We start from the raw sequence: 22,964 nt of genomic DNA, 5'->3' as shown, positions 1-22,964 counted from the left end.
GGGTTTGGTCGTGGACCGGGAAGCTGGGAACCGTGAAACCCCGACGCACCACGAGGTGGCGCGGGAGCTGCGCGGACGGATCAGGTCCGGACGGTTGCGGCCGGGCCAACGCATGCCGACGCAGGCCGAGTTGGCGGACGAGTTCGGCGTCGAGCGCGGCACCGTACGCCAGGCCCTGCGCATTCTCCAGTCGGAACACCTGCTGGCCAATGTCACGAAGGGGAGCCCGGCCACCGTCGCCGGACCGACCGAGCACGCGCTCGCGGCGCCCGAGGCGCAGCCGCAGTCGACCACGGTCGCGCTCGCGCCGAGGATCGCCGCCGCGTTCGCCGCGCCCCATGTGGAGATCGACGCGCTGTGTCTGACGGCGGTCTCGCTCACCCTCGCCATCGGTGAACCGCTGCGGCACATCCACGCGGGGCGTATGAATCCGGCCAAGGTCGACGTCCGCGTCCTGTTGCCCAGCCGCGACATCGCCCTCGCCTTCCCGGCCCCGGTGGTCCCCGCCGACACGGGCGCCGACAGCCGGCTGCACCAGCGGTGGCTGACGCAGCGCAATGCTCAGGGCCAGGTTCTACGGCACAATCTGCTCGCCCTGCGCTCCTCGCACGGCATCGAGGTGAACGTCACCTTCCGGGCGCTGCCCTTCACCCCGCCCGTAAAGCTGTATCTGCTGAACGGCTGCGAGGCCCTGTTCGCTTACTACACCCTGGCCCGGCGTGGCGAGGAGATCGACCACGAGTACCTGGAGATGTACGACGCCCAGGGCTGGCAGTCGCCGCTGTTCCCCTTCGAACAGGGGACGGGGCTGCGGGACACGACCTTCGTGGAGCAGTCGCATGTGTGGTTCAACGCCCTGTGGAACACGATCAGTTCGGATCTGACGCTGACGACGTGACGTCGTGGTTGACCCGATGGCTTCCGGCCGATGGCTTCCGGTTCAGAGCGCCGGGGCCGCCACCATCAGGGCGAGTACGACTGCCCCGATCGAGCTGCATGTGTGGTTCTTGGCCTTGATGCCGATGGTGAGGAGCAGCAGTCCGGCGATGCCGACCGGGCCGTAGCGCAGTTGGACGAGCTGCTCGAAGCCGACGACGAAGGCAGCGGAGAGAAATGCGACAGCAGGCACGGTGGTTCCTCCTTCGAGGTGGGAGGAGTGGTCTGCCATCTTGGGTAAGTTGGCAACCAACTACACTTGAGTTGTCCCCACTTGGTTGGGATCCATAAACAACTCTCCGACAACTCCCTTTAGATGGAGAGAAGTTGTAGCGTTTGGTTGTGACACAGGAGAACGGTGCGGTGAACGGCAGTCAGCCCCAGTACTCACCCCAGGACATCGCCGACGACCTGCGCGAGCGCATCAGGGCGGGTGTCCTCAAGGCCGGCGACCGGCTGCCCACGCAGGCCGAACTCGCCGAGGAGTTCGGCGTGGAGCGGGGCGCCGTACGACAGGCCCTGCGCCATCTCCAGGAGGCCGGATTCCTCAGCAACGTCAGCAAGGGCAGCCCGCCCCGGGTCGCCAGCCCGGCGACAACGGGAGCCGGCGGCGAGCCCCAGCCCACGATGGTGGCCCTGGCCCCCCGCCTCACCGAGGCGTTCTCGGCGCCACGGGTCCGGATCGACGCGGTGAGCCTCACGGCGGAGACCCTGATGCTGGCCCTCGGCGAACCGGTACGCCAGATCCACGAGGGCCGTATCCGCCCCGAATCGATCGCGGTCCGCATCCTGCTCCCGAGTAGGGACATCACCTTGGCGTTCCCGGTGTCGGTCGACACGGCCGACGAGGGCGCCTCCTCCGACTCGGGCAACGAGAGCGACCCCGTACACCAGCGCTGGCTCGCCCAGCGCAACGCCCAGGGACAGGTGCTCCGCCACAACCTGAGGGCGCTGCGCTCGTCGCACGGCATCGACGTGAGCGTCACCTTCCGCGCCCTGCCGTTCACGCCCCCGGTGAAGCTGTATCTGCTCAATGCCTCCGAGGCCCTGCTCGCCTACTACATGGTGACCAGGCGGGCGGAGGAGGGGGACGAGGGGACGCTCGACATGTACGACGCGCTCGGCAGCGAGTCGGTGCTGTTCCCGTTCGAGAAGCAGGCAGGGGGACGAGACGGGACGTTCGTGGAGGAGTCGCAGAAGTGGTTCGACGCCCTCTGGGAAACCGTCACGTCCGACCTGACACTCTCCTAGTGACTTCTGAGACCGCACAGACTGAACTGGTGATACAAGAGAGCGAAAATGCACACGGACTGATCGACCGTGCACGTTTCGTGCTCTTCGACTTCGACGGGCCGATCTGCCGGCTGTTCGCGGGGCACAAGGCCGAGCGGGTGGCGGGCGATCTTGTCGAGTGGCTCGAAGGGCGGGGCCTGCACGGGCTGCTCAGCGAGGTCGAACGGGACTCCCTCGACCCGCATGTCGTGCTGCGTGCCGTGGACCGCAGGCACCCGGGCAGCGACCTCGTGGCGGAGCTGGAGGAGCGCCTCACGCAGGAGGAGTTGCGGGCGGTGCCGTCGGCGATGCCCACGGCCTACGCCGATCCGCTGATCCGGACCTGGTCCGCCGTCGGTTCCGGGCTGGCCATCGCGACCAACAACTCGCCCCGGGTGGTCCGCGAGTACCTGGCGGGCCGCGGCCTGCTGGAGTGCTTCGCGCCCCACGTCTACGGCCGCACCCAGGACCTGCATCTCCTCAAGCCGGACCCGCACTGTCTGGTCCGCGCCCTGAACGCGATGGGCGCGGCCCCGGCCGCCGCACTGATGATCGGCGACGCCCCGTCGGACCTGGCCGCCGCCCGCAGCGTCAAGGTGCCGTTCCTGGGCTACGCGCGTAACGAGCAGAAGAAGAAGCTGCTCCTGGACGCGGGGGCGGACGTGGTGGTGACTTCGCTCGACTCCGTGCTGCGGGTACTCAGGCGCGGGGCGTGACCGAGCCGCGGGGCGTGACCAAGCACAGGGAATGACCAAGCGCAGGGCGTGAAAGGTCGCTTCACGCCCCGCTGTCAGCCCTGGACCATCAGCAGGACGAACAGAACGGCGCTCAGGCAGATCCACTTGGAGCGCCGCAGATGCAGACCGAAGCCGAGCAGTACGAGGCCGATCAGGCCCATCGCGCCGAACCGCCATTGCAGCACCTGCTCAAGGCCGAGCAAGAGCAGTGTCTGGAGCACGTGCAGGAGAATCATGGAACCCACCCCCACATCTGTCATCTTCCACATCTGTCATCTTCGGTGAACCGATCAACTAGCCGTCCAATTGGACTGGTTCACTGAATTGGTTGTCCCCTCGCGGACTGATCGCGTAACCAACTCCCGTCAAGTCCTTTCAACAGCAGCCAATTTGACTGAAAGCGGTTTGCTCGCTGAAGAGGAGAGGTACGGTCGCGATGTGAGCGAAGGACAGCCCGGCAAGGTCGGCGGGGACAAGGTGCAGCGGGTCGGCGACGTACTGCGCGCGAGGCTGGCCGACGGGACGTACCCGTTGGGCAGCCGCTTTCCGACGCAGCGGGAGCTGGTGGAGGAGTTCGGGGTCTCGCGGGACACCGTGCAGCGGGTGCTCAACGAACTCGCGGGCGAGGGCTGGACGGCCTCCCGCCAGGGCAGCGGGACCTGGGTCGTGATGAAGACCCAGCGGATCCACTCCAGCGCGCCCAAGGGTGGCCGCCCCGGCTCCCTCACCCTGGGGCCGCTCATCGGTGCCGCGTTCGAGAGCCCCCAGGTCACGCTGGACGTCTTCACGCTGACATCGGAGTCCCTGGACACGCACATCCGGGTGCAGTCGGAGCGGATCCGGGCCGAGGAGATCGCCCCCGAGACGATCAGCGTCCGCATGCTGCTGCCCTCGGAATCGCTCGCGCTGCCTTATCCGCGCTCCCTCGACGACCCCGCCGATCCCCGGCTGAGGGAACGCCTTCGGGCCATCACCCGCCGGCACACGGAGTCGCTGCGGGAGGTGCTCGGTGCCCTGGAGACCGAGGAGCTGGTGGAGTCCGTCCGGCTCACCATCCGCCATGTGCGGCTGACCCCGTTCTGCAAGCTGTACATCCTCAACGGCGTCGAGGCGCTGCACGGCCCCTATGAGGCCGTCGAGCGCACCATCGCGCTGGACGGCGGCGACCGGGTCAGGGCACTCGACGTGATCGGCCTGGGCTCCACGCTCACCCACTACGTCGCCGACGACGACCAGGACGCACAGGGCTCTGTCTTCGTGGGGAGTATGCAGGCGGCCTTCAACTCGTGGTGGGACCTTCTCGCCGACGAGTGAAAGCGCACCCCTCGCGCACGAGTGACAGCGCATGCCCTCGCGGACGAGTGACAGCGCACCCAGGTGACGCCCTCATGGCACCCCATGCGGCCCACGGGCCGCATCACGAATCGGCGGACTCGATTCGGAAGGACCAGTTCCCGCCGCTAGGGTGTGCATCACTTTCCCCCGCGGTGGGGGAGTATTCACGAGAATCCTGGAGCTGCCAGTGGGCGCACCTCCTGTTCCCCGCCTGCTCAACGGGGAATGCGCTCCCGACGCCGTGTACGACGAGTTCGTGAAACTGGCCAGGAAACTCGGGACCGTCCACCAGGGGCACCACAACCAGAACCACGTACTGGGTCTGACGGAGCCGATGGCCGGGCGGCTCGGCAGGGAACCCGGAACCCTCGTGACGGTGCGGAGCCGGATGGCCGACGCGCTGCCGGTGGTGATCAGGACCTGGCAGGACGAATCGGAGATCCTCCGCGCCGTCGAGGGCGTACTGCCCAACGTCCCGAGCTGTCTGGCCGTCCTGGGCGACACCGCCGTCCACAGCTATGTGGACGGCGTCCCGCTGTCCGGCGTCTGCCCCGACGACAAACATGTCGACCTGCTCGTCGTGCAGGCACTGGCCGAGGTCTTCGGCGAGATGACCCGGGTGCGGCGCGCGGCACTGCCCCGGCTGCCCGCAGACTGGCCCACCGACCACACGGACAGCCAGGGATATCTGAGAACCCTCTGCCATCTCGCCGAGCGACAGATCCGTCAGCCCAATTGGACTGAATTCGGTGGGCTGTTCGCCGAACTCGGCATCCCGGACGACGCGATGGAACGCCTCGCCGAACGCGTCCCGGTGATGCGCCGCCGACCGTTCAGCCTGCTCCACACGGACCTGCACCGCGACAACGTGATCATGTCGTACCACGGTGACCCGCCGATGATCTGCGTCGACTGGGAGCTGGCCAGTTACGGCGATCCGCTGCACGACCTGGCCACCCATCTGGTGCGCATGCGCTACCCCGACGACCAGTGGGACGAGGTGATCGACGCCTGGGCGGACGCCATGCGGCGCTTCCGGCCCGCCGCGCTCCAGGGTCTCGGCGACGACCTGCGGCACTACGTCTCCTTCGAGCGCGCCCAGTCCGTCTACCCCGACGTGATGCGGGCCGCGAACTCGCTGGAGCGCTCGTACGACCAGAGGAGCCTCGACGCGGCCACGCGCGCGGTCCGCCGGGCCCTGGAGGCCGCCGCCGAACCCCTCGACCTGCGTGACCTTCCGGACGAGCGCGAGATCGAGCGGATCCTCTTCCGCCGGCGTGCCGTGCGACACGGCCGCGACGGGAGCACCGGAACGGTCACCGCGATCCACTGGGTGCCCGACGAGCGGGTCCCCGAGCAGCCCGACTTCCCCCGTACGGCCGTACACGAGGCGCTGATCGCGGAGAGCGCCGCCCGCGAGGGACGCGTGTTCGAGGGCACCGCCCATCTCAACTCGGTGGTCCGGGTCAGCGGTGTGCCCTTTCCCGTCGTGGTCCGCCGCAAGGCGGCGTCCGTGCCCCGGCGCGAACGGGTCTTCCTCAGCGAACACGCCGTGCTCGCCGCCATCGAGGAAGCACAGCCCCCCGCGGGCAGCGACGCGCCCCGGGTGCGGGCGCCCCGCGTCGTGGCCCTGGGCACCAGCAGCCGCAGGGTCCCCTTCGCCATCCACACCTATGTGGGGCCGCCGAACAGCGACCAGCCGCCCCATCACCCCGTGGACGGACTGCTGCCCCACGAGGCCGACGACCTGGTGGACCAACTCGGCGCGCTCACCCGGGTCGACCACCGCCGACTCGACCCGGCCGCCGACACCCTCGACTTCTACGACTGGCTCACCAGGGAACTTGTGCGCCTTGTCGAGGCGCTGCCCGCCGAGTCCCTGCGGTTCGCCACCGTGCTCGGGCTGCCGCGCGGCCTTCGGCTGCGCGAGATCCTGTCCCGGCACAGGGTCGTACCCCGCGCCCCCGCCCTGCTGCACGGTGACCTCAACCCCTGGAACCTGGTGCGCGGCGAGAACGGCGCCGGACTCACCGTCATCGACTGGGAGATGGCGATGATCGGCGACCCGCTCTACGACCTGGTCCGCCACATGCATCTCACGCCCACCCCGCCCGAGATCCGCAAGCGCATGTTCGACCGCTGGGAAAAGCAGCTCCCCGCCACCCACACGAAGGGCTGGCGCGAGGACTGGCACGTCTACCGGCAGATCGAGATCGTCCGCTCGGCGTATGTGGACCTCGACCGGCTGATGACCCGCACGGGCCTCGACGCGCCCAACGTGTGCCGCGCGGTGGACTCGTACGCGGTCACGCTGGCCACGGCGGCCGGGTGTTTGGGGCTGCGGCCCGAGTCGTTCGCGAACCCGTATCTGGCGCGCGCGCTGCCGAACCGGGATCCGGCCGAGCTGGCCGAGCTTTTCGACCTGGTCGACGGGATCGACGGGATCGACGCGATTGACGCGATTGATGCGATCGACGTGGTCGACGTGCCCGGAAGCTGAGCCTCATCGGGGCGTCACATCGGCCGTCCGCCGGGCTGCGTACCCTCGGTGTTCATGGATGAAGTGCGTGGTGTGGGTGAGGCAGGGGTGCGGGGGCGGCCGGGGCTTCGGGAGCAGCCTGGGCTTCGGGAGCGGAAGAAGTTGCGGACTTATCAGGCCGTTTCCGATGTCGCTGTCGCGCTGTTCTTGGAGCGCGGGTTTGATGCCGTATCGGTTGCAGAGGTGGCTGCTGCCGCTGAGATCTCCAAGCCGACGCTGTTCCGGTACTTTCCGGCCAAGGAGGATCTGGTCCTGCATCGGTTCGCCGATCACGAGGACGAGGCCGCGCGGGTGGTCGCCGGGCGGGGCGCCGGGGAGTCGCCGCTCGACGCCCTGCACCGGCACTTCCTCGCCGGCCTGGACCGCCGCGACCCCGTGACCGGCCTCAACGATCATCCGGCCGTCCTCGCCTACCTCCGTCTGCTGTACGGGACCCCGGCGCTGGTCGCCCGTATGCAGGGGTATCTGGAGCGGTCCGAGGCCGCTCTCGCCCGCGCCCTGGCGGACGGCGCCGACCCCGGTCTCGCCGCCCGGCTCGCCGCCGGTCAGATCGTCGCCGTCCAGCGCGTCCTCGCCCACGAGAACTGGCGGCGGATCGCGGACGGCGCGACCGCGTCCGATGTACGGGACGACGCCGTCGCCGCCGCCGACCTCGCCTTCGGGCAGCTCCGGGACGGGCTCCAGAACAAAACCTAGTAAGAAATGTTACTCGGTTGCGTTATTGCGTATCCTCGATGGAATGACGCCACCCGACGACGCCCTCGACACCCTCGACGCCCTCACACAGGAACGCGCCTACCACGAGGTCTGCCGCGCCGCCCTCGCCGCCATGGTCGAGGGCGCCGATGAACAGGTCGTCATCGGCGAGGACGTGTCGGCGTCCGGTGCCGACGCCGAAGTCCTCGGGTACGCGCTCCGCAGCCAGGCCAAGGAGCTGCGCGAACTCCCCGAAGGGCCCCTCTTCTTCGGCCGCCTCGACTTCACCGCCGCCGCCTCCGCCGGTGACCACGCGGGCCAGCGCTACCACATCGGCCGCCTCCGCATCACCGAAGACCCCTCCGCGCCCCCACTCGTCGTCGACTGGCGCGCCCCCGTCTCGCGCGCCTTCTACCAGGCGAGCCCCCGCGCCCCGCAGGGCGTCTCCGTCCGCCGCCGGTTCGGGTGGGCCCCGGCCAGTACGGGCGCCTCCGCCGACCTGACCGGCCTTGAGGACGAGCGTCTTGACCAGCGTCTTGACCAGCGTCTTGACGGGCGTTTTGATGAGCGGCCCGGTGCGGCGCGCCTCGGTCCGGCAGCGCCCGGCACGCTCCTCGCGCGCGAGATCGAGCGCCCCCGCATCGGCCCCATGCGCGACATCGCCGCCACCATCCAGCCCGAACAGGACGATCTCGTACGGGGTGACCTGACCGCGTCCGTCTGTGTGCAGGGCGCCCCCGGCACCGGCAAGACCGCCGTCGGGCTGCACAGGGCCGCGTACCTGCTCTACACGCATCCGCAGCGGTTCCGGCGCGCCGGGCTGCTCGTGCTCGGGCCCAACCGGACCTTCCTGCGGTACATCTCCGAGGTGCTGCCCGCGCTCGGTGAGACCGGGGTGCGGCAGGCGACCGTGGAGGACGAGATCGCGCGGCAGCCCGTGACGGCCGAGGACACGGAGGCCGCCGCCGTCGTCAAGCACGACGCCCGGATGGCCGAGGTGCTGTATCGCGCCCTCTACGCGCGCGTGGGGACCGATATCCGCGATACGACAGTCGGCGATGACCTCAGCGTGGCCGACGGGTCGTATCGCTGGCGGGTTCCGGGGGACGTACTCGACGGGATCGTCGCGGAGGTCCGTGCGGAGCTGCTGCCGTACGGGACCGGCCGGGAAAGGGTCCGTACGCGCGTGGTGGCGCGTTTGCGGGCGCGTGCCGAGCGGCGGGCCGGGCCGCAGAACGGTGCGTGGGTACGGCGGATCGGCGCGTCGCGGCCGGTCACCGCGTACCTCGACGCGGTCTGGCCGAGGGTGCGGCCCGAGGAGGTCGTCGCCGAGGTGCTGTCCGACCCGGGCACCCTCGCGCGCGCGGCCGACCGGATACTCGGCCCCGATGAGCGGGCGGCGCTCCTGTGGGCGCGGCCCCCGCGCTCGTACAAGTCCGCCCGCTGGTCCGCCGCCGACCTCGTGCTGCTCGACGAGGTCGCCGGACTGCTCGAACACCCCGGCGGATACGGGCACATCGTGGTGGACGAGGCGCAGGACCTCTCCCCGATGCAGTGCCGGGCCATCGCCCGCCGCGCGCGCTACGGCTCACTCACCGTGCTCGGCGACCTCGCCCAGGCCACCGCGCCCTGGGCCGTACGGGACTGGGCCGAACTGCTCGGGCACCTCGGTCGCCCGGAGGTTCCGGTGGTGCCGCTGACCACCGGGTTCCGGGTGCCGGCCACGCTGGTGGAGTTCGCGAACCGGCTCCTCGCCGAACTGGACGTCGACGTACCGCCCGGCCGGTCGCTGCGCCGGGACGGCGAGTTGAGGGTGCGTGAGGTGGCGGATGTGCTGGCCGGGAGCGTGTGCGCGGTGCGGGACGCGCTCGGGTTCGAGGGGTCGGTCGGGGTGATCGCCGCCGACGCGCAGGTGGATCGGGTACGGGGGGCTCTCGCGGAGGCCGGGATCGAGGCGGGTCGGATCGGGGCGGGCGGGGTCGGGCAGCTTGGGTTTCGGGTCACCGTGTTGCCCGCCTCTCTCGCCAAGGGGCTTGAGTACGACCATGTCGTCGCCGTCGAACCGGCCGCCGTCGCGGAGGCCGAACCGCGCGGAGCCCACCGGCTGTACGTCGTGCTCACCCGGGCCGTGTCGCGGCTGGATGTCGTGCACAGCCGCCCGCTGCCGTTCGGGGCGTGAGGCTGGACCCGGGCGTGAGCGGGCGGCGTGAGCGGGCGGCGTGACGAGGGTGCGAAGGGGTGTGAAGGGGGGTGAACGGGGGTGACAGGGGGTGACAGGGGTCAGAAGTTGATCATGTGGCCGGCCAGGCCGTGCACCGCCTCCTTGACGGCCTCGCCGAGTGTCGGGTGCGCGTGCACGTTACGGGCGACCTCGTGCACCGTGAGGTCCCACTGCTGGGCCAGCGTCAGCTCCGGCAGGAGTTCCGTCACGTCGGGGCCGATGAGGTGGCCGCCGAGGAGTTCCCCGTACGTGGCGTCGCTGATGAGCTTCACGAAGCCGACGGTGTCGCCGAGGCCGTGCGCCTTGCCGTTCGCCGTGAACGGGAACTTCGCCACCTTGACGTCGTACCCCTGCTCGCGCGCCTGCGCCTCCGTCCATCCGAAGCTCGCGATCTGCGGCTGGCAGTAGGTGGCGCGCGGGATCATCACGTAGTCCAGCTCCATGGTCTCCGCGTCCGCGATCGTCTCGGCCGCGATGATGCCCATGGACTCGGCGGCGTGCGCCAGCATCAGCTTCGCGGTGACGTCGCCGATGGCGAAGATGTGCGGTACGGAGGTACGGCACCGGCCGTCCACGTCGATCGCGCCGCGCTCCGTGACGGCGACACCGGCCGCCTCCAGGCCGTACCCGGTGACATTCGGCTGGAAGCCGATCGCCTGGAGAACCTTGTCGGCCTCCAGGACTTGTTGGCTGCCGTCCTTGGCCGTGACCGTGACGCGTACCTGCGGGCCCGATTCGTCGATGGAGTCAACCCGGGTCGACGTCAGGACGTCGATGCCCAGCTTGCGGTACTGGCGGGCGAGTTCCGCCGAGACCTCGACGTCCTCCAGGGGCGCCATCCGGTCCAGGAACTCCACGATGGTGACCTTGACGCCGTAGTTGTGGAGTACGTACGCGAATTCGATGCCGATGGCGCCGGCGCCCGCGATGACGAGGGAGCGGGGGAGGTCGTCCGTGAGGATCTGCTCCTCGTAGGTGACGACGCGGTCGGTGCGGTGGGTGCCGGGCAGCAGCTTCGGGGTGGCGCCGGTCGCGATGACGCAGCTCTCGAAGGTGACCGTGCGCGTGGTGCCGTCCGGCTGGGCGACCTGGAGGGTGTGCGGGTCGGTGAACGTGCCGCGGCCGTCGATCTCCGTGATCGCGTTCTTCTTCATCAGATAGTGCACGCCTTTGACGCGGCCGTCCGCGACGCGGCGGCTGCGGCGGTACGCCTCGCCGTAGTCGAAGGAGACCTCGCCGTTCACCTTGATGCCGAAGGTCTTGGCCTCGTGGGTGAAGATGTGGGCGAGTTCCGCGTTGCGCAGGAGCGCCTTGGTCGGGATGCAGCCGACGTTCAGGCAGACGCCGCCCCAGTATTTCTCCTCGACCACCGCCACCGTTTTGCCGAGTTGGGCGGCTCGGATCGCGGCGACGTAGCCTCCCGGGCCGGCTCCGAGTACGACGACGTCGAAACGGTCTTCCATGGAACACTCCCTGGCTTGCTTGCCTTGCTTGGACCTGTGGGTGCTGATTCTGATCCTTGCGCATACCCTCCGGGTCGGTGACCGGGACCGGCCTGCGGCCCGCACTTGGCCTGCGGCCGGCTCTTGGCCTGCGGCCGGCTCTTGGCCTGCGGCCTGCTCCCCACCCGCTGGGCTTGCCGCCCGGTTGTGGCCTCCGGCCCGGCTTCCCCACCCGCCCGCCCGTATGGCCTGCGGCCCGCTCTTGGCCTGCGGCCTGCTCCCCACCCGCTGGGCTTGCCGGCCGGTTGTGGCCTCCGGCCCGGCTTCCCCACCCGCCCGCCCGTATGGCCTGCGGCCTGCTTGTGGCCTGCGGCCGGCCTTTGGCCTGCGGCCTGCTTGTGGCCTGCGGCCCGCTCTTGGCCTGCGGCCTGCTTGTGGCCTGCGGCCCGCTCTTGGCCTGCGGCCCGCCTTTGGCCTGCGGCCCGCCTTTGGCCTGCGGCCTGCTTGTGGCCTGCGGCCTGCTTGTGGCCTGCGGCCCGCTCTTGGCCTGCGGCCCGCTCTTGGCCTGCGGCCCGCCTTTGGCCTGCGGCCCGCTCTCAGCCTGCGGCCCGCCTTTGGCCTGCGGCCCGCTCTCAGCCTGCGGCCGGCCCTTGGCCTGCGGCCCGCCCCCACCCGCTGGGGCTTGCCGCCCGATCGTCGCCTCCGGCCCGTCTTCCCCACCCACCCTTCGGTCGGACACCGCCGCGCCGCCTCCACGGCCCGGCCGCCGACAGCTCTTCTGGCCCTCAGCCCCCTCCACTCCTCACCCGGTCGGCTCGGTGGTGCCCCCGTCGCGGGAGCGAAATCCGATGGTGTTCGCTCTCCCCGCGCCAGCAACGTTCGAGCACCTCCTCCCCGGTCGGCTCGGTGGTGCCCCGTCGTGGAGGCGAAATCGGGTGGCGTTTCACTCTCCCCGCGCCACCAACGTTCGAGCACCCCCTCGCCCTCGACCGCGCCCCCGACACCATCCGCTTCATCCATGGCGGCCGACCCACGAGCCGCGAGTCGATCCTCGCCCGAACCCTCCCGCAACTCCTCCACAAGCACCCCCGCTCCGGTGCCGCTCAGGCACCCACTGGCACCACGTGGCGCCATCCGGTGCCACCCGGCGCCATCCAGCGCCACTCCACACCCCCGATCGCACATGAGCAGGCATGGCGCCACCTTGGCTCAATCGGGCGTGACTACATTCCCGCAGGTCAGAGGCGTCGAAGCAAGCTTCTCCCCTCGAACTTCACTTCACTGCTTGCGCGTGGCGCCATTGTGGTGCCATGATGGCGTCATGGATCTCACCCCGTATGTCGACTCCCTCCGCCGCGAGCTTGCGGTGGCCGCCGAAGCCGGTGGCGACGAAGCTCGTGAGCTGGCCGACAGGCTCACCGCTCCGCTGGAGTCGGCGACCCGGCTGACCCTGCTCAACGTTCTCTCCGCCGCGATGGACGAGATCACCCGCGAACTGGCCCCCGGCTCCGTCGACCTACGGCTGCGAGGGCTCGACCCCGACTTCGTGGTGACACCGGCGGCCACCCACGGCGGCGACGCCCTCGTGGAGCCGACCGCACCTCTCGAACCGCTCAAGGCGCCGGCCGACGGCGACGAGGGCGGCACCGCCCGCGTCAATCTGCGGCTGCCCGCCCACCTCAAGGCGCGCGCCGAAGAGGCCGCGAACCGCGAGGGCCTGTCGGTCAACGCCTGGCTGGTACGGGCCGTGTCGGCCGCGGTCGACGGCGGCACCCGGCCGCGTACTACGGAGAAGGCCCAGACCGTCGGGCAGAGCTTCACCGGCTGGGTGCGTTAGCCGCCCACCCCCGGGGTTCGCCCCCCGCCCGCACTACCTCGACGACACCTCACTTCGACCACACCTCACTTCGCCCACACCACGTCCCACCAGCGGGGACGCCCTGAAGACCCAAGAGGACGGGACAGCCATGCCTTCTTTCGACACTCCTGCACCGATCTCGGTCACCGCCCGCGTGGAGGCCGGTTCCATCCAGTTCAGCGCCGGCGACCGCCCCGACACCCTCGTCGAGGTGCGGCCCCGCGACCCGAAGAAGGACCTGGACGTGCGGACGGCCGACCAGACCGAGGTCACTTACGCGAGTGGCGTACTGACCGTCCGGACACCCAAGTCCAACATGTTCGGCCGCACGGGCACCGTCGATGTGACAGTCGACCTGCCCACGGGTTCGAGTCTCGACATGACCGGCGCCTGGACCCAGGTGCTCGGCGAGGGTCGGCTCGGTGAGGTCCACGTGAAGACCTCCTCCGGCGACGCCCGCTTCGACACGACCGGCCCGCTCAAGCTGACCGCCTCGCACGGCTCGATCACCGTGGACCGGGTCGAAGGCATGGCCGAGATCACCACCAGCTCCGGCAGCCTGCGTGTCGGTCTGATCGACGGCACCGCCGTCCTGAAGAACTCGCACGGCAGCACAACCGTCGGTGCCGTGACAGGCGACCTGCGGGTGCGGGGCGCGCACGGCGACATCGACGTCGCGCGCGCCGAGGCCTCGGTCGCGGTCACCACCGCCCACGGCACCCTGCGCGTCGCCGAAGTCGCCCGTGGCACCGTCCAGTTGGAGACCTCCTTCGGAGCCATCGAGATCGGCGTCCGCGAGGGTACGGCCGCCTGGCTCGACGCCAGCTCGAACGCCGGTCAGGTACGGAACACGCTCACCGCGTCCGAGACCCCGGAGACGACCGAGGACACGGTCAAGATCCGCGCCCGCACCAAGTGGGGCAACATCGACGTCCGCCGCGCCAAGCCCTGACCTCAGTCGGCGCATCGGCGCATCGGCCCCTGACCCCACCTCACCCCCCACCCCACTCACTTCCCCATCACCCCAGCCCCCGAACGGGAGGGCCCCATGCCTTCATCTGTCATGCCCACGTCCAAGCGGAGCGACGGTCACCCGTCCCCGGCCGCCGCCGTCTCCACCGTCGGTCTGCGCAAGTCGTACGGCGACAAGACCGTCCTCGACGGCATCGACCTGCACATCCCCGCCGGTTCTGTCTTCGCGCTGCTCGGGCCGAACGGCGCCGGCAAGACCACCGCCGTGAAGATCCTCTCCACGCTCATCAGCGCCGACGGCGGACAGGCCCAGGTCGCCGGCCACGACATCGCCGACTCACCGGAGGGGGTGCGCGCCGCGATCGGTGTCACCGGGCAGTTCTCCGCCGTCGACGGTCTGATCACGGGTGAGGAGAACATGCTCCTCATGGCGGACCTGCACCACCTGTCCAAGCGCGAGGGGCGGCGGGTCACCGCCGAACTGCTGGAGAGGTTCGACCTCACCGAGGCCGCCAAGAAGCCCGCCCAGAGCTACTCCGGCGGTATGAAGCGCCGCCTCGACATCGCCATGACCCTCGTCGGCAGCCCCCGGATCATCTTCCTCGACGAGCCGACCACCGGCCTCGACCCCCGCTCCCGCCACACCATGTGGGGGATCATCCGCGAACTGGTCTCCGACGGCGTCACCGTCTTCCTCACCACCCAGTACCTGGAGGAGGCCGACGAACTCGCCGACCGTATCGCCGTACTCCACGACGGCAGGATCGCCGCCGAGGGCACCGCCGACGAGCTGAAGCGGCTCATCCCCGGCGGACACGTACGGCTCCGCTTCTCCGACCCGGCCGCCTACCAGTCCGCCGCCACCGCCCTGCGCGAATCCACCCGCGACGACGACGCACTCGCCCTCCAGATCCCCAGCGACGGCAGCCAGCGCGAACTGCGCTCCCTCCTCGACTGGCTGGACTCCCTCGGCATCGAGGCCGACGAACTCACCGTCCACACCCCCGACCTCGACGACGTGTTCTTCGCCCTCACCGCCTCCACCACCTCCACCACCCACGCCCCCACCGCCGTCCCCAACCAGAGCAAGGAAGACGTCCGATGAGTAGCGCCCTCTCCCTCGCCGTCCGTGACTCGTCCACCATGCTGCGCCGCAACCTGCTCCACGCCCGGCGCTACCCGTCCCTCACCCTGAACCTGCTGCTCACGCCCGTCATGCTGCTTCTGCTCTTCGTCTACATCTTCGGCGACGTGATGAGCGCCGGCATCGGCGGCGGTGGCGCCGACCGGTCCGACTACATTGCCTATCTCGTCCCGGGCATCCTGCTGCTGACCATCGGCGGCACCACCATCGGCAGCGCGGTCTCCGTCGCCACGGACATGAACGAGGGCATCATCGCCCGCTTCCGCACGATGGCGATCCACCGCGGATCGGTGCTCATCGGGCACGTCGTCGGCAGCGTCATCCAGTGCGTGATGAGCGTGGTCCTGGTCGGGGCCGTCGCCGTGGCCATCGGGTTCCGGTCCACGAACGCCACCGCCCTGGAATGGATCCTGGCGGTCGGGCTGCTGGCCCTCGTCTCCATGGCGCTCACCTGGATCGCCGTCGGGATGGGTCTGTCCAGCCCCAACGCCGAGGCGGCCAGCAACAGCGCGATGCCGCTGATGATCCTGCCGCTGCTCTCCAGCGCCTTCGTGCCGCTCGACGCGATGCCGGGCTGGTTCCGGCCGATCGCCGAGTACCAGCCGTTCACCCCGGCCATCGAGACCCTGCGCGGGCTCCTGCTCGGCACCGAGATCGGCAACAGCGGCTGGCTGGCCGTCGCCTGGTGCCTGGCCCTGGCCGTACTCGGCTACTTCTGGTCCAAGTCCCTCTTCAACCGCGACCCGAAGTAACCGCAGAGCCGAGCGCCAATCCCCGCACCTGCCCCCGCCCCTGCCCAACTCCCCAGCCCGCGCCACCCCAGGGCGGCGTACCCCGACACCCCCGTCGGAGTACGCCGCCCCGCCCCCGTTCCTCCCGCCCCGGCCCCCGTTCACCGCCCCCCACTACCCGACATCCAGCGCCGTCCCGTACAACCGCGTCACCTTCAGCCGGATCACCACCCGGTGTTCCCGTACCGCCTGGGCGAGGAAGGCGCGTTCCGCCGCCGGGGTCGGGAAGCCCGGGGTCAGGGAGAGGAGTTCGCGGCCGATGTCGTCGCCGGGTGTCAGCGTGGGGGGCGAGATCTCCGCCGCGCCCTCCGCCACAGCGAACGACCACACATCCGGCCCCTGTACGTGCAGCGCCGCCCGCGGATCCCGTCGCAACTGCCGGGGCTTCAGCCGTTCCGCCGTCGTCGAGACCCGTACCACCCGCTCCTCCGGGTCCCACCGGTACAGCACCGTCGACAGGTGCGGGTGTCCCGTGGAGCGGACCGCCGCCAGTACGCCGAACTGCTGCTCGGAGAGGAGCGCCGAGAGTGCCGAATCCGTGAGGCGGCGCGGCGCCGGACCAGCCGACTCCGCCGGGCTAGCCGACTCCGCCGCCACAGGGGACTCCGTACGGCCCCCCACGCCCCCCACGCCCCCCACGCCCCGCAACACCCAGTACGCCACCCCGAACGCCCCCGCCAACAACCCCGCCCCCACCCCGAACGCCAGGTGATATCCGCTGGTCAGCGCCTCCGCCGCCCCCGTTCCCGCTGCCACCCGTGACTCCGTGCGCGACGCCGCCAGCGTCGACAGGACCGCGACCCCCACCGCCATCCCGATCTGCTGTGTCGTGTTGAAGAGACCCGACGCCAGCCCCGCGTCCCGCTCGTCCGCCCCGGACATCCCCAGCGTCGTCAGCGCGGGCAGGGCCAGGCCGAATCCGGCGGCGAGGAACATGAGCGGGAGGACGTCGGTGGAGTAGTGGGCCCGCACCGGGAGCCGGGTGAGGAGGACCAGGAGGGTGATCAGAAGCAGCAGGCCGGTCAGGAGGACGCGGCGCTCGCCGAAGCGGGCGTTCAGGCGGGCGGACACGCCCAGTGACACCACCCCGATCACCACGGCCGCCGGCAGCATCGCGAGTCCGGTCTCCAACGCCCCGTATCCGAGGACCCGTTGGAGATACAGCGCCACCATGATCTGGAACGAGAACAGCGCCGCCACCATCAGCATCTGGACGAGATTCGCCCCCGTGACCGCCCGCGAGCGGAAGATTCTCAGCGGCATGAGCGGGGTCGCGGCGCGGGCCTGGCGGACCACGAACCCGGCGAGCAGCGCGAGCGCGACCGCGCCGAACGCGAGGGTGGGCGCGCCCGTCCAGCCGTTCCGCTCGACCTGGATCACGGTGTAGATCCCGAGCATCAGCCCCGCCGTCACGAGCATCGCCCCGATCACGTCCGCGCCGGCGGCCAGGCCGAGCCCCCGGTCGGCGGGGAGCACGGGGACGGCGAGGGCGAGGACCGCGAGTCCGATCGGCAGGTTGATGAAGAAGATCCAGTGCCAGGAGAGCGCGTCCGTGAGGACCCCGCCGAGCACCTGCCCGATCGAGGCCCCGGCCGCGCCCGTGAAGCTGAACACCGCGATGGCGCGGGCGCGTTCGGCCGGGCGTGGATACAGCGTGACGAGGATCCCGAGCCCGACCGCCGACGCCATCGCGCTGCCGACGCCTTGCAGGAACCGCGCCACGATCAGAGTGGCCGGGCCGTCCGCGACGCCCGCGAGCAGCGAGGCCGCGGTGAAAACGGCGATGCCCGCGAGGAACATCCGCTTCCGCCCGATGAGGTCCCCGAGCCGGCCCGCGAGGAGGAGCAGGCTGCCGAAGGCGATGAGGTACGCGTTGACGACCCAGCTCAGCCCGGCCGGGGAGAACCCGAGGTCGCTCTGGATGGTGGGCATCGCGACGGTGACGATGCTGCCGTCGAGGACGACCATCAGGAGGCTGGCGGCGATGACGATCAGCGCGACGCGGCGCCGGGTCACATCTATTGGCTCAGCGGATACACGGGTCATGAGTGGTCTCTCCTGTCAGGGAAGCCGACAGGACTGACCGTAGCAGATGGTTTTGTTGCAGACTATTTGTTTCGGTACGAGATTCGCGGGCCTCGGTTGCGCGCTTGGGTTGCGCACTTCGGTGCGGGCTGCTTCCGCTACTTCCCCCGCTGCCGAGCCCTCCGTACCGCCTGCGGACCCTCCACCGGAGCAGCCAGATGCCCGTCCACCAGCAGCTCCAACGCCCGTACGAGAATCTCGCGTTCGCCCTCCGGAAGGGCCCCGAGTGCCTCCTCGTGCACCCGGTCCACGATCTGCTGACTCTGCTCGGCGACCCGCGCGCCCTCCTCGGTGACGGCGATGATCCGCGCGCGGCGGTCCTTGCTCGACGGGCGGCGCTCGGCGAGGCCGGCCGCCTCCAGGGCGTCGACGGTCACGACCATCGTGGTTTTGTCCATGTCGCCGATGGCGGCGAGCTGGATCTGCGTGCGCTCGCCTTCGAGGGCGTGGACGAGGACGCAGTGCATCCGCGCGGTCAGCCCGATCTCGCCGAGCGCGGCGGCCATGCGGGTCCGCAGGACGTGGCTGGTGTGGTCGAGGAGGAAGGAGAGGTCCGGTTCGGTACGGGTGGGAGCCATGGCGGTCATGCGGGCCAGGGTAGCGAGAAATGTTCCGTCGCGGATTATCCGCTAATGAGTAATAGGGGTGGCGGTGGCTACTGTTCCGTGGCCGGCTGCGAGTGCGGTGCGCGAGCCGCCCGCCTGGCCCCCGCACGGGACCGGGACCCGGCCTCGGCCTCGGCGGGTTTCGGTACCGCGTCGCCGTCCGCCACGAGCGGCCCACTCCCGCCACCGCTCACCGCGTCCGCCGCGAGAACCGCCTCGTCCAGGAGTCCCCGCACGTCAGCGGCGCGGTAGTAGATCCGGGTCCCGTCGCGTCGCGAGTCCACGAGACCGGCCGCCCGCAGCTTGGCCAGGTGCTGCGAGGTCGCCGCGACATGCGCGCCGAGCACCCGCGCTAGCTCGCTCACCGGCAGCTCGCGCCGGCTGAGGGCCCACAGGAGCCGGTACCGCGAGGGGTCGGCGACGGCCTTCAGTACCGTCACGGCCCGCTCGGCGGCCTCGGCGTCCCAGGAATCTTCTTGCGCGTCCATGCAAATAGGGTACTTGCGCGGAGGGGGTCCCGCCGGATTGTTCAGTCCGGATTGGTCAGTCCGCATGGTCAGTCCGCATGATCAGTCCGGGTTGTCAGTGGTGGGCCGTACGGTCGTCTCATGGCCATCAGCTTCGATCTGACCCTCGACTGTACGGACGCGCAGCGCGTCGCCGACTTCTGGAAGACGGCCCTCGGTTACGTGGACGAGCCGCCGCCCGCGCCTTTCGCGACCCGCGCGGAATGGCACGCGAGCTTCGACCTGCCCGAGGACGACTCGCTGGACGACGGCGCCTGGCTCTGCGCCCCGGACCGTACCGGCCCCCGACTGGCGATCCTGAAGGTCCCGGAGCCCAAGACGGCGAAGAACCGGCTGCACATAGACGTTCGGGTGCCGGGTCATGGGAGCCCGGAGGACCGCTGGGCGCGGATCAAGGCCGAGTCGGAGCGGCTGGTGAAGGCGGGCGGGGCGATCGTCGGCGAGTACGACGAGCACCATGTGGTGATGGTGGATCCGGAAGGCAACGAGTTCTGCGTCGCCGCCGGGCCCGCGACCAGCCCGCCACGCGACTAGCTAGGTACTGCCAGCAGCCCCTTTGACTTGGTCAGCTGGGCGTCCCCGCCCTTTCGGCCTTGTCGAGGAGTTCGGCGGTGGCCGCCCACAGCCGCTGCTCCCGGTCGCGGTCCTGCGCCACGGGCAGTACGTCCCGCACCTTGTCGATCACCACGAACGCGCCGTCGCGCAGATTCGCCCACCTGTCGTCGAGCGCGACCGAGGCGAGCGCGGGCCCGGAGCGTTCCGGGGTGGCGACCCCCGGCAGGCGTGCCAGGCCGCGCCCCATCGCCTGGAGGGCCGGGGGCGTCCCACGGCCCAGTGCGGTGCCGGGCATCCACCCCGGCTCGAACACCGAGACGTTGACGCCGGGCCCGGCGTGGCGTTGCAACTCGTGGGCGTAGTACAGGATCGCCAGCTTGGCGTTGGAGTAGGCGACACCGGTGGCCTTCATGCCCGGGTTCGTCTCCCCGGTCGCGGGCCTGGCGAGTTCGACCGGGTCGCGCCATTCCGCTGCGGGCACGCCAAGGATCCGCCGGTAGACATTGGCGTGGTACGTGTTCGAGCCGAGCAGCACCACACGGGCGGGGGCATGGGTGAGTGGCGCATGGCTGAGTGAGCGGGCGGGTGCACCCTCGGGCGCCCTGCATGCGCCGAGCAGGTCGCCGATGAGCCGGGCGTGCGCGAGATGGTTCACGGCGAAGGTCATCTCGTAGCCGTCGGCCGACGCGGTGCGGGTGTCGGCGGACATCTGGCCGGCGTTGGCGACCAGCGCCCGCAGGGGCCGTACCGCCTGGGCGTCGAGCAGGGCCCGCGCGGTGGCCGCCGCGGCCCGCACGTCGGCGAGCCGGGACAGGTCGCAGCCGATCTCATGGACCGTCGCGCCCCGCGCGCGGGCCTCGTCGGCGACTTCCGTGAGGGACGTTCCGGCGCGGCCCACCAGCAGCAGATCAGGGCGTTTTTGGTCCGGGCGGTCCGCCATGGCGAGCGTGGCGGCACGGCCCAGGCCCCTGGTCGGGCCGGTGATCAGAACAGTTCCGGTTTCCGTGGAGGTGTGGGAAGTGGTGGAGGTCATAAGTCGAGCTTCCGACGAAGGAGGGCGGTCAACCAGTCGTCGTGTTGTCGTAGGAATGCCAGGGCCAGGACAACGCCGACGGCGCGCCGCACACTGAGGGCATGGAGTCGTGGGAGTTCGGCCGGACGGTGCGCCGCTGGCGTGACCGCGTCGCGCCCGGGACCGTCGGCGTTCCGGCCGGACGGCGCCGCCGGGCGACCGGGCTCCGGCGCGAGGAGCTGGCCGGGCTCGCCGGAATCTCGACCGACTACCTGACCCGGCTTGAGCAGGGGCGGGCGACCGGACCTTCGGCGCAGGTCGTCGGGGCGCTCGCGCAGGCGCTGCGCCTGTCCGACCCGGAGCGGGACCTCCTCTACCGGCTGGCCGGTCTCACCGCTCCCGGACCCGACGTCGTGCCGTCGCGGATCGCGCCGAGCGTGCAGCGGCTCCTCGACCGGCTGTCGAACACCCCGGTCGTCGTGTACGACGCCACCTGGACGCTCGTCACCGCCAACGCGCCGTACGACGCACTCATGGGCGAGACATCGACCTGGCACGGGATCGAACGCAACGCCATCTGGCGCAACCTCGTCGGACCCGGCAACCGCACCGTGCACACCGCGCGGGAACAGGCCGACCACGAGGCGCGACTCGTCGCCGACCTGCGGCTGACCGCCGCCCGGTACCCCGCCGACCGAGCGCTCCGGCGGCTCATCGGCGAACTCGCAGACCAGAGCCCGCGCTTCGCCGAACTCTGGGACTCCGACGCCCCGGCTCCCCTCCCCGACCCGTCACGCCACAAGGTCGTCGATCACCCGGCGGTCGGCCGGATCACGCTCGACTGCGACGCACTCCTCGTCGCCCTGGACGATCTGCGCGTCACGGTCTACACCGCCGAGCCGGGCACCGAGGACGCCGAACGCCTCGCGCTGGCCATCGTCCTGGGCACGCAGACGCTGGTCGAGTAGACGCTGGTCGAGTAGGCGCCCGGGTCCGGGAACGCGTCACGAGGGAAATCCGTCCGGGAAGTGTCCGGAATTCCGCGAGGTCGTGTTGGCTTATTCGCGCCGCTTACAACTGCTACGCGAATATCTGTTCTCCCGCACAAAAGACCGCCGTATCGATTCTCCGGAGCGGATTTTCGCCAAGCTTTTCCGAGGCGTCACCCCAGCCCCCACGGGCGACCTGAGAACGGCCCCACCAGGCCAGACGTACGGCACCCCGGACCGGCGAAACAGGCGCGCGGAGGCGCGAATAACGCCGCGTACGCCATGATGCGCCCGCTCATAAGTCTTGGCTCGCGGGCTGTCCGGGGGGAAATTCATGTGCGCCGAGCCACATCCGGCTCCAGCACGACTTCTCACGGAGGATCCATGAAAGTCCTGCGCAATCGCACCGCCTCAGTTGCCGCCGCCGTCGCCTCCGCCGCCCTACTCGCGGGCGCCAGTTCGGTGGTGGCGTCCCCCGCGAACGCCGCCGCAGCCGTGAGCCGTTTCGACGACGGCAGTTTCGAGTATCCGAAGGCCCCGGCGAACGCCTTCTCGACGTACGCGGCCGGCCAGGCCGTCGGCCCCTGGGAGGTCACCGGCGGCTCCATCGACCTGATCGGCAAAGGGTTCTGGCAGGCCGCGGAAGGCGACCAGTCCATCGACCTGAACGGCACCGCGGCCGGGACGGTGTCCCAGACCTTCACGACCACGCCCGGCGCGACGTACACGGTGTCCTACGCGCTCGCCGGAAACCCGGACCCCGGCCAACCCTCGAACCTGGTACTGAAGACCGGCAAGGCCCTCATCGACGGCCAGGACTTCCAGGACTTCTCCTTCAACGTCACCGGCAAGACGTACGCGAACATGGGATACGTGACCCGCCAGTTCACGTTCGTCGCCACGGGCGCCACCTCGACCCTCACCTTCGCCAGCACCATCGGCAGCGCATGGGGTCCCGTCCTCGACAACATCCAGGTCCGCCCGAATTGCTGCTCCTGCTCCACGGGCTGCTGACCCGGCCTACCCCTCGCAGCGCGCCTCCGCCGACGCTTGTCGGCGGGGGCGCGCCGCACACTTGCGCACTCGCCGCGTGGCATTCATGAGCACCCCGCACCACTGACTTCGCGCGCACGGCCACCGTACGGATCGAGCACGTCACCCACCGTCTCCGTACCGGCCACCGCCTATCGGCCGCGATGAGTTCCGGCCGGCCGGAGAGTCTGCAGTGGTGACCGTCGTAGGACGGCG

At 70.4% G+C, this 22,964-nt stretch carries 21 protein-coding genes; 14 read left to right on the top strand and 7 right to left on the bottom strand.

Features of this window, described 5'->3' with window-relative positions; genetic code table 11:
- Window positions 1-55 precede the first annotated feature (55 nt).
- Complete coding sequence (locus ACIQNU_RS33660) at window positions 56-898, top strand: GntR family transcriptional regulator (RefSeq protein WP_401373709.1); 843 nt, start codon at window positions 56-58, stop codon at window positions 896-898.
- 42 nt (window positions 899-940) lie between these two features.
- On the opposite strand, the gene ACIQNU_RS33655 is transcribed toward ACIQNU_RS33660, so the two are convergent.
- Window positions 941-1,129 (bottom strand): hypothetical protein, encoded by a 189-nt coding sequence (locus ACIQNU_RS33655; RefSeq protein WP_401373628.1) that lies wholly within the window; start codon window positions 1,127-1,129, stop codon window positions 941-943.
- 143 nt (window positions 1,130-1,272) lie between these two features.
- Between ACIQNU_RS33655 and ACIQNU_RS33650 the strand changes: the two genes are divergently transcribed.
- Together ACIQNU_RS33650 and ACIQNU_RS33645 are read left to right on the top strand one after the other, a co-directional pair.
- The gene (locus ACIQNU_RS33650; RefSeq protein WP_401373627.1) at window positions 1,273-2,187 is read left to right on the top strand and encodes a GntR family transcriptional regulator; all 915 of its coding nucleotides are present in this window, start codon (window positions 1,273-1,275) and stop codon (window positions 2,185-2,187) included.
- Between the two features lie 29 nt (window positions 2,188-2,216).
- Window positions 2,217-2,924: an HAD family hydrolase gene (locus ACIQNU_RS33645; protein ID WP_401373625.1), complete on the top strand. Its 708-nt coding sequence runs from the start codon at window positions 2,217-2,219 to the stop codon at window positions 2,922-2,924.
- A 74-nt stretch (window positions 2,925-2,998) separates the two neighbouring features.
- Here the strand turns inward: ACIQNU_RS33645 and ACIQNU_RS33640 are convergent, their stop codons facing one another.
- Window positions 2,999-3,181, bottom strand: a complete 183-nt coding sequence (locus tag ACIQNU_RS33640; protein ID WP_401373623.1) for a hypothetical protein — start codon at window positions 3,179-3,181, stop codon at window positions 2,999-3,001.
- Between the two features lie 202 nt (window positions 3,182-3,383).
- Here ACIQNU_RS33640 and ACIQNU_RS33635 point away from each other — a divergent pair, with 202 nt between their 5' ends.
- From ACIQNU_RS33635 to ACIQNU_RS33620, 4 genes are all read left to right on the top strand, one after another.
- Window positions 3,384-4,259 (top strand): winged helix-turn-helix domain-containing protein, encoded by an 876-nt coding sequence (locus ACIQNU_RS33635; RefSeq protein ID WP_401373621.1) that lies wholly within the window; start codon window positions 3,384-3,386, stop codon window positions 4,257-4,259.
- Between the two features lie 208 nt (window positions 4,260-4,467).
- Window positions 4,468-6,780, top strand: coding sequence for a phosphotransferase family protein (locus tag ACIQNU_RS33630; RefSeq protein ID WP_401373619.1), 2,313 nt, complete (start codon window positions 4,468-4,470; stop codon window positions 6,778-6,780).
- Between the two features lie 54 nt (window positions 6,781-6,834).
- Window positions 6,835-7,515: a TetR/AcrR family transcriptional regulator gene (locus tag ACIQNU_RS33625; RefSeq protein WP_401373618.1), complete on the top strand. Its 681-nt coding sequence runs from the start codon at window positions 6,835-6,837 to the stop codon at window positions 7,513-7,515.
- Window positions 7,516-7,558: 43 nt separating this feature from the next.
- On the top strand, window positions 7,559-9,694 hold the full coding sequence (locus ACIQNU_RS33620; RefSeq protein ID WP_401373616.1) for a HelD family protein: 2,136 nt from the start codon (window positions 7,559-7,561) through the stop codon (window positions 9,692-9,694).
- 101 nt (window positions 9,695-9,795) lie between these two features.
- Here ACIQNU_RS33620 and lpdA read toward each other — a convergent pair whose 3' ends face one another.
- Complete coding sequence (gene lpdA / locus ACIQNU_RS33615) at window positions 9,796-11,199, bottom strand: dihydrolipoyl dehydrogenase (RefSeq protein WP_401373615.1); 1,404 nt, start codon at window positions 11,197-11,199, stop codon at window positions 9,796-9,798.
- Between the two features lie 1,300 nt (window positions 11,200-12,499).
- On the opposite strand from lpdA, the gene ACIQNU_RS33610 reads away from it, so the two are divergent.
- From ACIQNU_RS33610 to ACIQNU_RS33595, 4 genes are all read left to right on the top strand, one after another.
- On the top strand, window positions 12,500-13,015 hold the full coding sequence (locus tag ACIQNU_RS33610) for a hypothetical protein (protein WP_401373613.1): 516 nt from the start codon (window positions 12,500-12,502) through the stop codon (window positions 13,013-13,015).
- Window positions 13,016-13,145: 130 nt separating this feature from the next.
- The gene (locus ACIQNU_RS33605; protein ID WP_401373611.1) at window positions 13,146-13,988 is read left to right on the top strand and encodes a DUF4097 family beta strand repeat-containing protein; all 843 of its coding nucleotides are present in this window, start codon (window positions 13,146-13,148) and stop codon (window positions 13,986-13,988) included.
- A 96-nt stretch (window positions 13,989-14,084) separates the two neighbouring features.
- Complete coding sequence (locus ACIQNU_RS33600) at window positions 14,085-15,113, top strand: ATP-binding cassette domain-containing protein (protein WP_401373610.1); 1,029 nt, start codon at window positions 14,085-14,087, stop codon at window positions 15,111-15,113.
- Window positions 15,110-15,904, top strand: a complete 795-nt coding sequence (locus ACIQNU_RS33595) for an ABC transporter permease (RefSeq protein ID WP_401373608.1) — start codon at window positions 15,110-15,112, stop codon at window positions 15,902-15,904. The genes ACIQNU_RS33600 and ACIQNU_RS33595 overlap by 4 nt, the downstream gene beginning before the upstream one ends.
- Window positions 15,905-16,057: 153 nt before the next feature.
- Here ACIQNU_RS33595 and ACIQNU_RS33590 read toward each other — a convergent pair whose 3' ends face one another.
- From ACIQNU_RS33590 to ACIQNU_RS33580, 3 genes are all read right to left on the bottom strand, one after another.
- Entirely contained in the window at window positions 16,058-17,989 is a 1,932-nt protein-coding gene (locus tag ACIQNU_RS33590; RefSeq protein ID WP_401373606.1) for a DHA2 family efflux MFS transporter permease subunit, read from the bottom strand.
- 137 nt (window positions 17,990-18,126) lie between these two features.
- On the bottom strand, window positions 18,127-18,615 hold the full coding sequence (locus ACIQNU_RS33585) for a MarR family winged helix-turn-helix transcriptional regulator (RefSeq protein ID WP_401373605.1): 489 nt from the start codon (window positions 18,613-18,615) through the stop codon (window positions 18,127-18,129).
- A 68-nt stretch (window positions 18,616-18,683) separates the two neighbouring features.
- On the bottom strand, window positions 18,684-19,121 hold the full coding sequence (locus tag ACIQNU_RS33580) for an ArsR/SmtB family transcription factor (RefSeq protein WP_401373603.1): 438 nt from the start codon (window positions 19,119-19,121) through the stop codon (window positions 18,684-18,686).
- A 120-nt stretch (window positions 19,122-19,241) separates the two neighbouring features.
- Between ACIQNU_RS33580 and ACIQNU_RS33575 the strand changes: the two genes are divergently transcribed.
- On the top strand, window positions 19,242-19,694 hold the full coding sequence (locus ACIQNU_RS33575; protein ID WP_401373601.1) for a VOC family protein: 453 nt from the start codon (window positions 19,242-19,244) through the stop codon (window positions 19,692-19,694).
- A 31-nt stretch (window positions 19,695-19,725) separates the two neighbouring features.
- Here ACIQNU_RS33575 and ACIQNU_RS33570 read toward each other — a convergent pair whose 3' ends face one another.
- Window positions 19,726-20,748, bottom strand: coding sequence for an SDR family NAD(P)-dependent oxidoreductase (locus ACIQNU_RS33570; RefSeq protein WP_401373599.1), 1,023 nt, complete (start codon window positions 20,746-20,748; stop codon window positions 19,726-19,728).
- Window positions 20,749-20,849: 101 nt separating this feature from the next.
- On the opposite strand from ACIQNU_RS33570, the gene ACIQNU_RS33565 reads away from it, so the two are divergent.
- Entirely contained in the window at window positions 20,850-21,695 is an 846-nt protein-coding gene (locus tag ACIQNU_RS33565; protein WP_401373597.1) for a helix-turn-helix transcriptional regulator, read from the top strand.
- Between the two features lie 405 nt (window positions 21,696-22,100).
- A complete protein-coding gene (locus ACIQNU_RS33560) occupies window positions 22,101-22,730 on the top strand; it encodes a choice-of-anchor C family protein (protein WP_401373596.1) in 630 nt (209 codons plus the stop codon).
- Window positions 22,731-22,964 lie beyond the last annotated feature (234 nt).

The organism is Streptomyces sp. NPDC091292 (assembly GCF_044757265.1).
GTDB lineage: Bacteria > Actinomycetota > Actinomycetes > Streptomycetales > Streptomycetaceae > Streptomyces.
This window is presented reverse-complemented; position numbering and strand designations above follow the sequence as displayed.

Bases quoted from the DNA above. Each gene is read 5' to 3' on its own strand.
- ACIQNU_RS33610 (WP_401373613.1), top strand. From the start codon at position 12,500: ATGGATCTCACCCCGTATGTCGACTCCCTCCGCCGCGAGCTTGCGGTG.
- ACIQNU_RS33570 (WP_401373599.1), bottom strand. From the start codon at position 20,748: ATGACCTCCACCACTTCCCACACCTCCACGGAAACCGGAACTGTTCTG.
- ACIQNU_RS33565 (WP_401373597.1), top strand. From the start codon at position 20,850: ATGGAGTCGTGGGAGTTCGGCCGGACGGTGCGCCGCTGGCGTGACCGC.
- ACIQNU_RS33590 (WP_401373606.1), bottom strand. From the start codon at position 17,989: ATGACCCGTGTATCCGCTGAGCCAATAGATGTGACCCGGCGCCGCGTC.
- ACIQNU_RS33625 (WP_401373618.1), top strand. From the start codon at position 6,835: ATGGATGAAGTGCGTGGTGTGGGTGAGGCAGGGGTGCGGGGGCGGCCG.
- lpdA (WP_401373615.1), bottom strand. From the start codon at position 11,199: ATGGAAGACCGTTTCGACGTCGTCGTACTCGGAGCCGGCCCGGGAGGC.
- ACIQNU_RS33600 (WP_401373610.1), top strand. From the start codon at position 14,085: ATGCCTTCATCTGTCATGCCCACGTCCAAGCGGAGCGACGGTCACCCG.
- ACIQNU_RS33640 (WP_401373623.1), bottom strand. From the start codon at position 3,181: ATGATTCTCCTGCACGTGCTCCAGACACTGCTCTTGCTCGGCCTTGAG.
- ACIQNU_RS33560 (WP_401373596.1), top strand. From the start codon at position 22,101: ATGAAAGTCCTGCGCAATCGCACCGCCTCAGTTGCCGCCGCCGTCGCC.
- ACIQNU_RS33580 (WP_401373603.1), bottom strand. From the start codon at position 19,121: ATGGACGCGCAAGAAGATTCCTGGGACGCCGAGGCCGCCGAGCGGGCC.
- ACIQNU_RS33575 (WP_401373601.1), top strand. From the start codon at position 19,242: ATGGCCATCAGCTTCGATCTGACCCTCGACTGTACGGACGCGCAGCGC.
- ACIQNU_RS33605 (WP_401373611.1), top strand. From the start codon at position 13,146: ATGCCTTCTTTCGACACTCCTGCACCGATCTCGGTCACCGCCCGCGTG.
- ACIQNU_RS33620 (WP_401373616.1), top strand. From the start codon at position 7,559: ATGACGCCACCCGACGACGCCCTCGACACCCTCGACGCCCTCACACAG.
- ACIQNU_RS33585 (WP_401373605.1), bottom strand. From the start codon at position 18,615: ATGACCGCCATGGCTCCCACCCGTACCGAACCGGACCTCTCCTTCCTC.
- ACIQNU_RS33595 (WP_401373608.1), top strand. From the start codon at position 15,110: ATGAGTAGCGCCCTCTCCCTCGCCGTCCGTGACTCGTCCACCATGCTG.